13 protein-coding genes are annotated in these 14476 nt (G+C 43.1%); all 13 read left to right on the forward strand.

Annotated features, from left to right (window positions below; translation table 11 throughout):
- Positions 1-14 precede the first annotated feature (14 nt).
- The 13 genes from ACZ5WS_RS09815 to ACZ5WS_RS09875 all read left to right on the forward strand — a co-directional run bounded on the left by ACZ5WS_RS09815 (position 15) and on the right by ACZ5WS_RS09875 (position 13753).
- Positions 15-1199 carry a phage protease gene (locus tag ACZ5WS_RS09815; protein ID WP_464708168.1) on the forward strand — a complete coding sequence of 395 codons (1185 nt, stop codon included), beginning with the start codon at positions 15-17 and terminating at the stop codon, positions 1197-1199.
- Positions 1199-2107, forward strand: coding sequence for a Mu-like prophage major head subunit gpT family protein (locus tag ACZ5WS_RS09820; RefSeq protein WP_464708172.1), 909 nt, complete (start codon positions 1199-1201; stop codon positions 2105-2107). The genes ACZ5WS_RS09815 and ACZ5WS_RS09820 overlap by 1 nt, the downstream gene beginning before the upstream one ends.
- A gap of 68 nt (positions 2108-2175) precedes the next feature.
- Entirely contained in the window at positions 2176-2658 is a 483-nt protein-coding gene (locus ACZ5WS_RS09825) for an HI1506-related protein (RefSeq protein ID WP_464708177.1), read from the forward strand.
- Complete coding sequence (locus ACZ5WS_RS09830; protein ID WP_464708180.1) at positions 2659-3087, forward strand: gp436 family protein; 429 nt, start codon at positions 2659-2661, stop codon at positions 3085-3087.
- Positions 3087-3506: a phage tail terminator protein gene (locus ACZ5WS_RS09835; protein ID WP_008172265.1), complete on the forward strand. Its 420-nt coding sequence runs from the start codon at positions 3087-3089 to the stop codon at positions 3504-3506. The genes ACZ5WS_RS09830 and ACZ5WS_RS09835 overlap by 1 nt, the downstream gene beginning before the upstream one ends.
- A 1-nt stretch (position 3507) precedes the next feature.
- Positions 3508-4257, forward strand: coding sequence for a phage tail tube protein (locus tag ACZ5WS_RS09840; protein WP_464708184.1), 750 nt, complete (start codon positions 3508-3510; stop codon positions 4255-4257).
- Between the two features lie 80 nt (positions 4258-4337).
- Positions 4338-7940, forward strand: coding sequence for a tape measure protein (locus ACZ5WS_RS09845; protein WP_464708185.1), 3603 nt, complete (start codon positions 4338-4340; stop codon positions 7938-7940).
- On the forward strand, positions 7937-8299 hold the full coding sequence (locus tag ACZ5WS_RS09850; RefSeq protein ID WP_024604960.1) for a hypothetical protein: 363 nt from the start codon (positions 7937-7939) through the stop codon (positions 8297-8299). Before ACZ5WS_RS09845 ends, ACZ5WS_RS09850 begins: the two co-directional genes overlap by 4 nt.
- Positions 8300-8309: 10 nt before the next feature.
- Positions 8310-10424 carry a hypothetical protein gene (locus ACZ5WS_RS09855; protein ID WP_464708191.1) on the forward strand — a complete coding sequence of 705 codons (2115 nt, stop codon included), beginning with the start codon at positions 8310-8312 and terminating at the stop codon, positions 10422-10424.
- A 3-nt stretch (positions 10425-10427) separates the two neighbouring features.
- Positions 10428-11363 (forward strand): hypothetical protein, encoded by a 936-nt coding sequence (locus tag ACZ5WS_RS09860; protein WP_464708193.1) that lies wholly within the window; start codon positions 10428-10430, stop codon positions 11361-11363.
- On the forward strand, positions 11363-11677 hold the full coding sequence (locus ACZ5WS_RS09865; protein WP_464708196.1) for a hypothetical protein: 315 nt from the start codon (positions 11363-11365) through the stop codon (positions 11675-11677). The genes ACZ5WS_RS09860 and ACZ5WS_RS09865 overlap by 1 nt, the downstream gene beginning before the upstream one ends.
- Positions 11678-11682: 5 nt before the next feature.
- Positions 11683-13536 carry a hypothetical protein gene (locus tag ACZ5WS_RS09870; protein WP_464708198.1) on the forward strand — a complete coding sequence of 618 codons (1854 nt, stop codon included), beginning with the start codon at positions 11683-11685 and terminating at the stop codon, positions 13534-13536.
- Positions 13529-13753 (forward strand): hypothetical protein, encoded by a 225-nt coding sequence (locus ACZ5WS_RS09875; RefSeq protein ID WP_464708201.1) that lies wholly within the window; start codon positions 13529-13531, stop codon positions 13751-13753. Before ACZ5WS_RS09870 ends, ACZ5WS_RS09875 begins: the two co-directional genes overlap by 8 nt.
- Positions 13754-14476: the final 723 nt, after the last annotated feature.

The following is a 14476-nucleotide window of genomic DNA, read 5'->3' on the forward strand; positions in this document are numbered from 1 at the left end:
AACTGTGCTTAGTCATGAAAAAACCATTTACCAAACAAAGTTTACTTGAAACCACCTCACTTACATCGGCGCTTGCTGTTTTATCAGCAAATAAACCTGCCGATTTAGGCTTTGCTGCGTGTCGCTTTGCAAGCGAAATTAACGAGCAAGGTATAAGCGAGCGTGTAATGGTGATGCCAGACGGCTATTTTAAATCACACGATGGCCGCCCATTCGATGTGCCTGCTAATGCTTGGTTACTAGACCAAGCCGCATTTGAGTTACTTAAAAGCACCGCAGGCACCCGCACTAACGACTACCACTTTGACTACGAGCACCAAACCCTACACGCAGAAGAAAATGGCAAGCCAGCCCCAGCAAGTGGTTGGTTTAACCCAAGCGATTTAGAGTATGTGCCAGGCGAGGGGCTTTATGCCCTTAATGTTCGCTGGACACCTAGCGCGCGCGCACACCTAAAAAACGACGAATACCGCTTTATAAGTCCTGTTTTTCATTACGACAAACAAACAGGCCGCCCAACCAAATTACGCCACTTTGCCCTTACCAACGACCCAGCGGTAGACGGTATGGACAAAGTAGCGGTTTTAAAAGCTTCTAAAACCCATGTTAACAATGGAGAAAACACCATGAATGCAGCTCAAAAATTGCTGAGCTTGCTAGGTATTACTGTGGATGGTGACAAAATCACCGATGCAGACTACACCCAAGCAACAACAGCACTTACTGCTTTAAAGGCCAAAGCCGACGAAGCCGACACGCTCACAACCGAGCTAAGTAACGCCAACGATGCCGTTGCCGCACTAAAAGCAAATAGCCCTAATGAGGTTAATTTAGCTAAGTACGTGCCGGTTGAAACCTACAACGCATTGCACACTGAAATGGTTGCCCTTAAAAGCACCAGTGACACCCAAACGGTTGAGCAGGAAATTAGCAAGGCTAAACAAGATGGCCGCATTATCGCCAGCGAAGTTAAATACTTAACGAGCTTAGGGTGTCAGCAAGGCGTTGTTGCGCTAAAAGCGGTGTTAGATGCCCGTTCACCTATTGCAAGCTTAACGGCTCAGCAAACCACTCACGCACCTAAGCCAGAGCAAAATAAAGACGGCTTAGCAGCACTCACCGCAGAAGACAAGTATGCAGCAGATCAGTTAGGTCTTAGTCATGCTGCTTATGCAAAAGCTAAACAGGAGCAAAACTAATGGCTTTAGTGACCCCAGCACTTTTAACTGCTTTGTTTACTGGTTTTAAAACCGAGTTTGAACAAGGTAAATCAGAAGCAGAGCCGCAATTTAATAAAATTGCCAGTGTAATCAAATCTACATCGGCCAGTAATACCTACGGCTGGTTGGGTAAGTTCCCAAGCCTGGCTAAATGGATTGGTGATCGAAATATTCAAAGTATGAAGTCGCAGGCGTACACCATTACCAACGACGATTACGAGTCAACGGTAGGCGTAGACCGCAACGACATTGAAGACGACAACCTAGGCGTGTATTCACCTATTTTTAAAGAAATGGGTAACGCGGCGGCCATTCACCCAGATGAAATGATTTTCCCGTTATTAGCGGCAGGTTTTACAACGCTGTGTTACGACGGGCAAAACTATTTCGATGAAGAGCACCCTGTTTACCCAAATGCCGATGGCACAGGTACAGCGGTCTCTACTGCAAATATGGCGGCTGATGTTGATTACACAGGGGATGCTTGGTACGTACTCGATACCTCAAAAGCGCTTAAGCCGCTCATTTTCCAAGAGCGTAAAAAGCCTAACTTGCTTGCCATGACAAAAATGGACGACGAAGCCGTATTCACGCGCAAAGAATACCGTTACGGCGTTGATTGCCGTGATGCCGCAGGCTTTGGTTTTTGGCAGCTTGCCTTTGCTAATAAACGTGCATTAACGCCAGATAACCTATGGGACAGCATCGAAAAAATGCGCAGCTTTACTGCCGATGGTGGCCGTAAATTGGGTATTAAGCCAACCATGTTAGTTGTACCAGCAAGCATGGAAAAGCTAGCAACCCGCATGCTAGAGCGTGAGCTTGATTCAAACAGCTCAAACGAACTTAAAGGCCGTGTAGAGCTGCTAGTAGCTGATTACCTTTAACCAACCATAAAACCCTATTAAGTACGGGGCTGTATAGCCCCATACTTTAAACCAGGAGTAATAATGAAATGGCTAAAAACCTTAAGCTTACTGCGCTTGCGTCTATCATTGTGCATTGCACGCAGCCTACGGGCTACCGTCGCGGTGGCATTGCCCACACAAGCGGAAAGCAAACTATTTCAGCTGAAGCGCTTACGCAACAGCAGCTTGAAGCAATTGAAAATGATCCACGCTTATCGGTGCAAGCTGTACCGCTCGATGCGAGTACTGCGCAGAACCCACAGCTGGACGCAGATAACATGGGTACAAATTTAGATGCCCCTAAACTCTACGCTCAAGTTGACACCACCCAAGCGCCCATTGAGCTGCAACCCGTTATTGCCTTAATGATTGATGCACAGTTTGCAGAGCAACCTAGTTGTGCTCAGGTTGCCTATGAGGCACCAGGCGAAAATGAGGGGGAGGTAGTTAAAGTTAAAGTGCCTGCGCTTACTCGTGATTTAGCGTGGCAATGGCTACAAGAAGCAACCAAAACAGGCGAGGGCGAGTAAATGGCCTACGCAACAATAGCCGCAATGCAAAAGCGTTTTGGCGAGCAAGAACTTATTTATTTAAGTGAGCGCGACGATGCCCCCGCTGATGTAATTAATACCGCAGTTATTGAGCAGGCCATTACCGATGCAAGCGACATGATTAACGGCTATTTAGCTGGACGTTACGAATTGCCGCTTGTAACGGTTCCTAACCTACTTGAGCAATTTTGTTGTGATATTGCTCGTTATAAGTTAGGCACAAACGACACCCCAGAGCACATAGAAACGCGATACAAGGACGCAATAAAGTTTTTAAACTCAGTGGCTAAAGGCGAGTTAAGCATTGGGGTTAATGCACTAGGCGAGGACGCAAAAGTGCAAGACACCGCCACCATACAAAGCTCAGGCACTGTGTTTTCACGTGAAAAGTCAAAGGGGTTTGTTTAATGTTTGAAATTACCACCGACTATTTTGCCGCTCAAAACCCGCTTAAACAGGCACTTGAACAAGTACCAGGCATTAAGCGTGTTTACCTAAGCGACGAACTAGCCGACGTAAAAGAAGACCGCCAAACAACCCCCAGTATTCACCTTATGTACTACGGCGATAACTTACCAGAAAGTAAAAACGCCGGCTATTTAATGCAGCTAACCCAAACATGGATTGTTGTACTGGTGGTGCGTAAGCAAGACACAAATGCAGGTGAGCACCTAACTAACATTATTCGCGCTATGGCGGGCAAAGTGCTTAACGGCACGGGGCCATGGCTTAGAGTAAACACCCCAGCTAAACCACAATTCACCAAAGGCCATGCGTATTACCCGCTGGCTTTTACTTGTCAAATGAGACTTAAAGGAGCGCTTTAATATGAGCGACGGTATTTTACTAGCGGGCAACATTTTTGTAGACCGTTTAAACGAGCAAGGCGTAAGCACCGGCCAAATTTTTGGTCCAATCAACACCACTAAGCTAGGCATTAAAGCTGAAGCCGATTCGGTTGTACGTACATCAAATAAAAAAGCCAGCAAAGGCCAAACACTTGATGACGTAAAAATAGGTAAGCCAACCGTTATTACATGGGAGTTTGACGATCAGCCAGCAGAAATGATTGCGCTCGCACTTATGGGCGATGTAGCCGCCATTAACGACGCAGCCGGAACATTAACCGACGAAGCCGTAACCATGCCTACTAACCAATCGTGGGTTTCAGTACCAGGGCAAAACTTTACAAACGATGTAGTGGTAAAACAAGCCACTGTAACCTTGTCTGTCGGTGTTGATTACGAGTTTAATTTTGCCCTGGGTATGATACGCGCCATTAAAGGCGGTGCATTAGATGCCGGCGGCAGCATTACCGTAACAGGTAGCTACAACGCTCGCACTGGTAAACGCATTAACGGTGCAACGGTGTCACAAACGCGCTTACGTATTTTTGGTGAGGGTACAAACCTAGCCAATGGTAAGCAAGTTAACTTTGAAATTTATGACACTTCAATGATGCCAACCTCTGAGCTTGATTTAGCAAGCTCAGAGTTTGTAACCGCTGCCCTTGAAGGGACAGCCAAACTGGTAACAGGCAAAACAGAGCCGTACTACATTGACGAGATAGACGCCTAACAACCTGCAAAGCGTATTTATAAAGGGGCGTTCGCCCCTTTATTCCCCCCTTTAAACCGTGTTTAAACTGAGTTGAAGCCATGGCAAATAAAACCCTAGAATTAGCCCTACGCATTGTTGCCGAAGCCACTGGCAAGCAAAATATTGAGCAGCTAGTAACAGAGCTGGAAAATATTGAGCAAAGCGCCGATGCCGCTAATCCAGCAGCCAAAAACCTCAGTGATTCACTAGATAAAACCGACACTAGTGCAAAACAAACTGGTCAAACAGCCGGTAAACTTGCTAAGGAATTAGATGGGTTAGCTAACCAAGCTGATCTTATTCGCGCGTTTGAACAATCAAAACAGAAATTAGAACAACAAGAAATAGCCACAACCGCTGCGGCGCTCGCCCTTGATAAACTTCAAGCCGAAGCTAAAAACACCGATAAACCATTTGTGCAGCTTGCACGTTCACTCGATGCCGCCGAAAAAGATCTAACCCAAATGCGCACCGAGCTTACCCAGCAAACAAGTAAGCACGCAGCACTACAAAATGCCCTTAAAAAATCAGACCTAGACACTAATAATCTACGCGCAGCCAAACGCGATTTAGCAGCCCAGTTTGATAAAACAGGCCGCTCAGTTGATAAATTTAGCAATAACTTACGCACAGGAACCACAGCGCAACGTGCCCAAGCGCAAAGTTTAGACGGCATTATAGGCAAAGTAACCGCATTAGCCGCAGCTTATGTGGGGCTTGACCGTGTGGCCCAAGCAGTAACCCAAGTATTTACCACAGGCGATAAGTTTGAAAATTTAGGCGTGCAAATGCAGGCGCTAATGGGCGGTATAGCTGGTGGAGAAAAAGCCACTGAGTGGGTAAAAGACTTTACCAAAAATACCCCTTTGCAAATGGGTGAAGTAAGCCAGGCGTTTGTAAAGCTTAAAGCCTTTGGCCTTGATCCAATGGATGGCACCATGCAGGCCATTACCGACCAAGCTTTAAAGTTAGGCGGTGGTTTTCAAGAAGTAGAAGGCGTAAGCCTGGCATTAGGCCAAGCCTGGGCAAAACAAAAGTTACAAGGCGAAGAAATACTACAGCTTATTGAACGGGGTATACCTGTTTGGGAGCTATTAGAAAAAAGCACGGGTAAAAATACCGTTGAGCTGCAAAAGCTATCAAGTGCAGGCCAGTTAGGCCGTGATGTAATAAAAGGTTTAATAGATGAAATGGGCCGCGCGAGTGCTGGCTCAGCCGCTGCACAAATGGCGCTTTTTAGCGGGCAGGTATCAAACGCTAAAGACAATATGGAGCAGTTTTATAACCTAATAGCGCAAAGTGGCGCTATGGATTGGTTAAAAGCCAATATAACAGCGCTTAATACTGAGTTTGCAGCCATGGCCGCAGATGGGCGCTTGCAAGAGTGGGCGCAAAAAATAAGTGACACCATTGTAAGTACGGGCGAAGCAATTAAAGGCGCTGCAACAACGCTTTACGAATACCGCGAAGAAATAGCCGCCGTTGCAAAAGTATGGCTTGCACTAAAAGTAGGTAATTATTTTACAAGTGTAATAAGTGGTGCCACTGCGGCCATTGCCTCACTTAGAACCTATACAGCGGCCATTGGTGCCACCACTGTAGCCACTAACGCCGCAGGTATAGCCGCTGCAAAATGGAGCACTGCCCTTAAAACAGTTGCTAAAGCGGGGTTATATACCTGGTTAATTAGCGAATTAATTGAGGTTGGTTTTTTATACAAAGACTTACTCGTAGCCGAAGAGGCGCTACGCAAGTCACAACAGCAATCAGCCCAGCAAGCGCAATTGCTCACCGATGAATTAAAATCATTATCTGACTCAACCGGCTTAGTTATTACTAACATGGCCGAGTTAGACGCGTTGATAGAGGCAGGCACCCTTGTATGGGATGACGTAACCAACCGTTATGTAAATATTGAGTACCAGCAGCAAAAGTTAGCTGAGTCCACAGCTAAAACCCTAGCAGCAGAAAAAGAACGCCAGGCGTTTTTAAGCCTAACACTACCCGAAGCCATTAAAACCATTGAGTCATTACAACAGCAAGCCACCGCGCTTGACGGTGTAACAGTAGGCGTTGACGGCTTTTTACAAAGTATTGAATCGGCCCGTGCTGCTATTATTGCCGCCGGTGAACAATACCAGGGCCAATTAGTTGTATTAGATGCACTAAAAGTTAAGTTTACAGAGCATGGCGAGCTATTAGAGCGTCAAAAAATATTTGCAGGTGATGTGGGTAAAGCTTACGAAGCATTAGGCTTAACCTCAGTTAAAGCGCTAGACGATACCGCTAATAAGCTACGTGCCGCGTATGAGTTAATGCAAGAGTCTGAACAACCTTTAGCTATTCAGCAACAAGCGTATTTAAAATGGGCCGAGGCAGCAATAAAAGCAGCTGATGCAACTGACCAAACAGTGCCCTCAAGTATTGAAGCCGCAGCTGCCGCGCTTGGGCTTACCGAAGAGCTAGACAAGCTGATAGAAAAGGCCAACGCACTTAAGCCAGTAACAGACACTAACAGCGACGCAGTAAATCGCTTTGCTCGTGAACTTGAACAAACCCGCTCAGCAATTATTACTAATCAGCAAGTAATGGCAAGCAGCACTGCTACCGCTGAGCAAAAAGCCCAAGCCCAAGCGGCACTTACTATTCAGCAACAACGCTTAGCTGATCAAACAAACGATTTAACCCGAGTGCAGCAGTTAGAGCTTGCAAGCCTGGGCGAATTACAGCGCCAACAAAGTAATGTAACCGCAGAGCTTGAGCGGTTAAATAGTCGTTATCAATCGGGCGCGTTAACGGCTCAAGAATACAATTACCAAAAAGAGCGTTTAAGCGATGTACTAGCCGTTGTAAATAACTTATTAGGTGACTTTAAAAACGCACAAGATGCCGCAACAACATCAACCAAAGCAGGCACTCAAGCAACTAAAGAGCAAGCCAGGGCAAGTGACTCTGCAACTAAAAGCCTACGCGAGCAAATAGGACAATTAGATAATGTATCTCGCTCATACCAAAATGCATCACAAAGCGCTCAAAGTTACTACAGCCAACGAAGTCAAACGTCAGGCGCAAGCGTTAGCCAAGTAGTCGATTATCAAGAAAAGAATGGTCGAAATGCATATGACTTAGATACACCAGAGATTAGAGCCGAACGTAACAAAAGACAAAGAGCGGGTTATGAAACTGGGCATTTGGATAAGTACCAAAGAAGTGTTGCATCCGCCAAAACGAATGCCGATCTTGATAAAATTTATAAAGAGCTTAACCAGCAACTTAGTCGATTAGGCACTGAAAATAAAAAAATAATTAACGATGCAATTAAAGCACGACGTGAAGCGTTAAAGCCCAGCAATAAAGTAAGTCAAACACCGGCTTACACGCCTAGCTATGCACCCACACAAACTTATACACCAAAAGCACCCACGTATTCGCAGAATAATACAAGCTCTAATGCGGCATCTAATAGCGCTTTAAACAGCTTAGCCTCAGTAGTAAAGGAGCTAACAGCCGCTTTAAAGGCCCAGCCAGTTGCGAATGCTGGAAACAGTAACGCATTTAAAACAGTGCGTTTAGAGCTTGTTCTGCCAAATAAACAGCTCATTTATGGTGAATTTGAAGAACGCTTTTTACAAACATTAGAGCAACTGAGTAATACACAATGATAGTAATTAACGCCCAGCAATTAGATAACTTTGTTTGGTTAGACGAACTCGATTACAGCGCCGTTGCTGAGCAGTCAGAACGTGCCCTTAATGGTGCGCAGCACATAGAAAAAACGATTATACCCGCTGGGCGCTCAATCAATTTGTACAGTGACTTTGAAGCGGCCAGCGTGTTTAACCCGTTATTTGAACACGCCAGCACAACGCTAACTCAGTTTGAAATAACAATACGCGGCACTGCATTTACTGTGGTGTGGGACCACAGCCAAAAGCCGGTAGAGGGTACACCGCATACGCATTTTTCAGACTCCGCACCTACCTATTTTCAAAACGTAAACCTACGTTTAAAAACTGTTTAAAGGCCCGATAATGCAAAGAACCGATTTAAAAATATTTAAGCCACAGCGCATAGGTAACGAGCTACACGCAGGCGGACACCGAACAAGTAACGCCATTGTTAGCGGTAAACTTAACGATGTATTTAGCTCAATCAGTGACATTGACCATGCCCGTTCATCATTTGATTTGGTGAAGTTATACCCGGCGCTAAGCACTGATGATGCAAGCCGACTGCAGGACGCGCACATATTTTTAAGCGACCAGCCAGATGATGCGCTTGTAAATGTATTGCTGGTTGAATCAATCAAGCTGAAAGATACTGATTTAGTTAGCGATATGCTGCCTTTATTGGGCCTTGCTGATACCAAGTTTCACGGCACTAGCACGCTAACTGCGGCAGTAGGTAGCGAAGGGCAAGAGATTTCAATTGAATCAATTACCCGCTCACTAACGCCGAGTGTTAAATCAATAAACACTAAAGTAGGCTTGAAACCCGATGCAGAGCCCGCCTTTAGCACTTACAGAACAAAGCGTATTCAGAGTTTTGGCAGCATAACAGAGGTTAATATACCTGTTCCGGATATGTTGAATGATGACCCTCATTTTTTTGCTGAATATCAACACACTTACTACGGTGGTCACGGTAGCTCAGGAGGTACTCGCTTAATTACTTTAACCAAAAAGTTGAAGCAGTCAGACCTCACGTTTGAAAATGGAATTGTCTCTGCTCAGCTTTCACCAGCTGTGACTAAAGGCCAATATTTTACGCTCAGCTATATGTCTAGCGAAGATATGCGTTTTCATTCTTTTACACAAAACCAAAATATAACGCTTGCGGCTAGCGAACAGGTTTTAAGAGGGGCAGTAAGGCTTAAAAAAGCGGGACTTGATAGTGTTTTTATTGATGATGGGAATGGTAACTTTATTTCGGAAGGTTATGTTTTTGCAAAAATAGATTATGAAACTGGGTTAATAACAGAAATTGATCCAGTTGATTACAATGGCACTGTTGAGAACAACTTAGGTGCAATCATTATAAAAGGTGATCGTGTAATAACTAAAAAGCAATGGCAATTACCAAATTCCAGCTTTGTTAGAGACTCACTTTACATTACGTTTGAAATAGAAACAGGCGCAACATTTAGCGCATCAAGCGATTTGAGCGGTGCAATCACTGGCACTAATATTACAGGCACAGTAAGCGAGACAGGTTATGTTGATGTGGTGTTTTCAGAGGGAATAAAACCCGACTCAATTAGCTACGATTACAATGAGGTTGAAGTAACAACAGTACCATCACCGCAGGGCGAATTTGACACTTCAACATTACCTGGTGGTGGGATTGTAAATATATTTCATAATTTTAACCCAATAAGTGTGCAAAACAGAGAGCGTTCAACAGCGTCTACGCTAACCAACGGGCAAGTTATTAATGCGCTATCTAATGCTGACTTTATTGATATTGTTGACAGTGTAGGTGCTAGCTTGTGGTCTGTAAGTGATGACAATTACAGTTACGATAGAGCAACAGGTGAAATAGCAATAAATGCAGGTATAAGCGCATTTTCGGCCCCATTCATTATTACTGCAATCCAGTCAGAGCTTGCGTTAATTAATGGAATTGAAAGTAATAAGCTTAGCTTATTAACACCCCTTAGCCGTGCATACCCAGCTGGCGCAACAGTGAGCAGCGTACAAGTATTAGGTGACTTTCAGGCTCAAACCAAAGATGAGCGCACATTATCCGCTTGGCAAAACAATTTTGGTGATCTTGGTGCAGCTGCCTCAAGCGCTATTAACACGACTCAATACCCGATTGAACTCACAAACATAGGCGCAATAGCCCAGCGCTGGGCCATTGTTTTTACCTCAACAACAGCTTACAACGTGATTGGGGAATCAGTCGGCAATATATACAGCGGTGATACGCTAAACGACTGCTCACCTATCAACAGCTTTGCAGGCGCACCGTATTTCATTTTACGTAAAGAAGCGTTTGGCGCAGGACTAAACCCCGGCGAAGCGTTTTTGTTTGAGACTCTAGCCGCTAGTAAACCAATTATGGTTACACGCTCAGTATCACCCGGGCATTCAGAAATAGTGCGCGACAATTCTACTTTATCTTTTCGTGGGAATAAGGATTAAATAATGGCTCAAGCAGTAACAGTTTATCGCTGGGATGACCCCGGCGCACCGCAATTAACAAGTGCTAAACCAAGTGAAGTTATTGATATTCTCAAAAAATGCTTGATTGATGGCTACGGGAGTAAGCAGCCACTTGGGTGGGAAGTCATCGCAGAAGATCCTACAAACCAAAGGGTAGTTTTTAAAAATAATATAGCAGAAGGGGCATCAGGAAATGAGGTGCAAATTCATAGCTACAATGGAACAGATAACTCTCAGACATTATTGAGAGTTAACACTTGCCAGCATTGGGTTGATTGGGATATTTATAATAAAAAGGGATATCAAAAGTACATACAGTTAAAAACATCTTGGACAAACTGGTTTTTAATTGGTACTCCTAAAGCCTTTTATTTTATATCAGCTGACCCTACAGCACCAATTGCTAAATATGATACGCACTATGAATATGGTTTATTTTTAGGCGACTTTGATGCAAATTATCCCAACGAAACAGTAAGTATGCTTGCTATAAGTGCGGACAGAACAAACCCAAAAGATCAGACGTCAACATCAAACTTTGGTTATAACAATTCTTTTAACGTTGGATTTTCACTTTATAACGATTCAGATACTACAGAATCAGTAAAGCTATATGATTTAGACGGCACTGAAAATACAAGGGATTATTTTTGCAGACCAATCGTCAGAAATCGCTTAAAAGATGTTCCTAACAATGATACTTGTGAGCACTATGGTGACATTCTGATTTATTCAGATGCATTTTTTAACGGTTCATATAGGGGGAAGTTACCCGGAATTATACACGCACTAGTTCCGTTTCAGACAAGCGCATCAGGTTCATGGCCATTGATTTCAAACATTAATGGTCAAGACCATTTGGCTGTCAGGTCTAATAATAACAATATTAAATTGTATATTAATATGGAGAGCTGGTAATGATAGTTACAGCTATAAAAACCACCCCTAAAACCCTTAGACTTTCAGCTTTTTTAGAAGTTGATACAGACACTAATTCAAATCGTATTCAACTTTTTGACAGAAGAACCGGTGTGTTATGTCATCATCAGAGAACATTGGGAGGTGTTATTAAGTCGATACTTCCACTTGAATATTCTATTGATGCAAACATTACCTGCGTCTTGCTTGATGACGATAATGAGTTTGATGGGGCTGTTTTCGACAACGTTAAATGCATACAGGTAGATCTAAGCAACTTCGACCCTAAAAACCCACTCCCTTACGAGCCTTAAATACAATGCTGAAATTACGTTTTGTTAACCCGTATAAAGTTAATAAATCACCAATTAAACTTAGTTATGGAAATGAGACGTTAAATTCAATATCAAGCGAATATTTAGGGAATAGCAAGACACTAAAAATTCGCTTTACTAAACAATACAAAGTTAACGTATCACCGCTAGTAATTAGGTTTATTGATGATTCGGGCCCAGTAAAGCCAACTTTACCGATACTGCAAGCAAACATAGGGATAGAAACAGGTTTAAGCTGGTTAAATAACGCTCTAATTAGTCAGCATGAAACTTTGGGTTGGCGAACAGAAATATTAAAAAGTGATTTTGAAACAGCATATTGTATATCTGACTCAGCCACTTCTTTAATTGGTATTAATTGGCAACGCGAAGAATTAAAGCAAGCCAATATAGAATCGGTATGGGGCAATAGTGGGTATTTATTTTCGTACATTCAAGTGCCGTATAAAATCACCACTGAAATTGAATATAACGAAATTGATGCTAATTGGCTTGCTAATCTTAGTATTGATAATAATGAGATTAAAAACGCTTGGAATCACACAGATTCCTTAGTAAATAATGATGTTTTTCACTGGCATGAAAAACCTGCATTATCATCTAGAGAGCTGGTAATCCACTACGGCCAAACAGATAAAGAATACATTTGTTATTGGCGAGAACACCCATTTAAAGGCTACGTAAAACTCGATTTTAACGCCCCATACCAAGCCCGAACAGGCTCTATAAAAATGCGCTTCAATGCACCTGATAAAGTGTGTTATTGGGGCTTACCAGGTGGTTTAGTTCGCGGTGATGATGACATACCAACAATAGATAGAAAAATACCTATCGAGCCTCAAATTAGGAATACATATATCATGCAGCCAACCATTAATTGCGTGCGTGTTTCAGACGACGTAAAAATACTAATTAGTAGCGTAAATTACTCAGTATCTCGCAGCCAGTTTAGTGCTACGGGTAGCCTTAAGTTTTGTTCTCGTATCGACTTTGAACGCGCCCTGGGCCAAGAGCTAAAAGTCTCAATAAACGGCTACGATTTTTATGTTATTTGTGAGCAGCCTAGCACTGCCAATCGCTTTGCAAATTCAAGTTATAGTGCAAGCTGTCGTGGTCGCTTTGCGCTCTTATCAGCCCCATATGCTCGCGCAACAAACTACGCCAACCCAACGGCTAAAACGTTAGCGGGGATCATGTCTGATATTTTAGTAAATACAGGCTGGTCACTCGATAATAAAATGATAGATTACCCAATACCAACAGGGGCATTTACTTATACTGATTTAACCCCCGCAGCTGCGCTTTTAAGTGTTGCTAAGTCGGTAGGGGCAATGCTAGATATAGACAGCGCTAACAAAACTGTTTCAGTTATACCTGCTTGGCCTGTTATGCCTTGGGATACTGAAAACGCTATTTGTGATGTAATACTAAACGACTCAATAATACTTGAGCACAATACAAGTCAAACAATTAACCAAACGCATAACGCGGTATTTGTTCGCGGTGAGCAGCAAGGCGTAGCGTGTAAAATCAAACGTGCAGGAACGCAAGGCGAGCAGTTTGCAAGTGACGTAGTTGACTCATTGATAACAGATAACCAAGCAGCAAGGCAGCGCGGCTCATATGAACTTGCAAACAGTGGCAACAAACAGCAAAGCACTATACGCACAAAGTTACTAAACGACTTACCACCTATTAGACCAGGCATGTTAGTAGGTGTTACATATGCCAGCTCTACCTACAAAGCAACGTGCGACAATATGGATATAAGCGCAAGTATTAGCGAATCAGGCGCTATCACAGTAAGCCAAACTATAAAGGTGATCAGCAATGTCTAACACACTCAACCGCCTAGGCTCATTGCTTGATAGAACGCAGCGAACAATAGTAACTGTGGTTACAGTGAACTCAAACGGCACCACACACGTTCAATATAGTGATAGCAGCCAGAGTGTTGTGTTGGGTGATAGCGTTGAATCAGGTGCGGCATACGTTGAAAATGGCCGTATTGTTGGTGCCGCTCCAACGTTGCCGTATACAGAAATAGAAGTTTAATTTAAAAATTTGTTAGGTAAGGTGTTTAACTGCTGTTTTAAGATTCGCCAAAAGTAGCAATTGAGGAGATATTTTTAATTGTTTAGGCTCCGGCATTTCTTGTATTTACCCATCCTAACCCGCGCGAGTTACTTGGGTAATTAACATTTACCCAACGTAACCCGTGCGATTACCCAATTTTGGTCGGCGGCTACAATTTGCATTAAATAAACAAATAATCCCATATCAAAGCGTTACAATTCCATTTAACGTTGTTTGCTTATTGATAACGTAAAAAAATCACAGCACCTTTAAATTTGCACCGCGTTGTAGCCCTTTATAAACGTGGGGTTGAATGAGTTATCCACGGTTTCTGTGGATAACTCTGTTTATTAAACTTTAAGAACATCAGCACCCCCAGCGTTGTAGGGCGCTACAACGATTTCAAGTATTAAAAAGCTTTTTTTTTATGTTCTTAAAAACAAAGACTTATGATTCAGCTTAGATAGCCACCTAAACGATAAATAAAATTTTTCGTGACGATAAAGCATTATCGCTAACTGTGTAATAAATCAGCAAAACCTAAAAGCTAAATGTTGCAAAAGTTATATAAATGTATTTAATTTGGTTTTTAATGTGTTTGTGCGAAATTTATTTACAACAGCATAAAAATAATAGTTTATTGATAAAAAGCGGATTAAATGGTTTAGGTTTAATAAAGCATGGCTTGAACAGCTCGGATGC

This window comes from Pseudoalteromonas sp. 11L1, assembly GCF_055397545.1.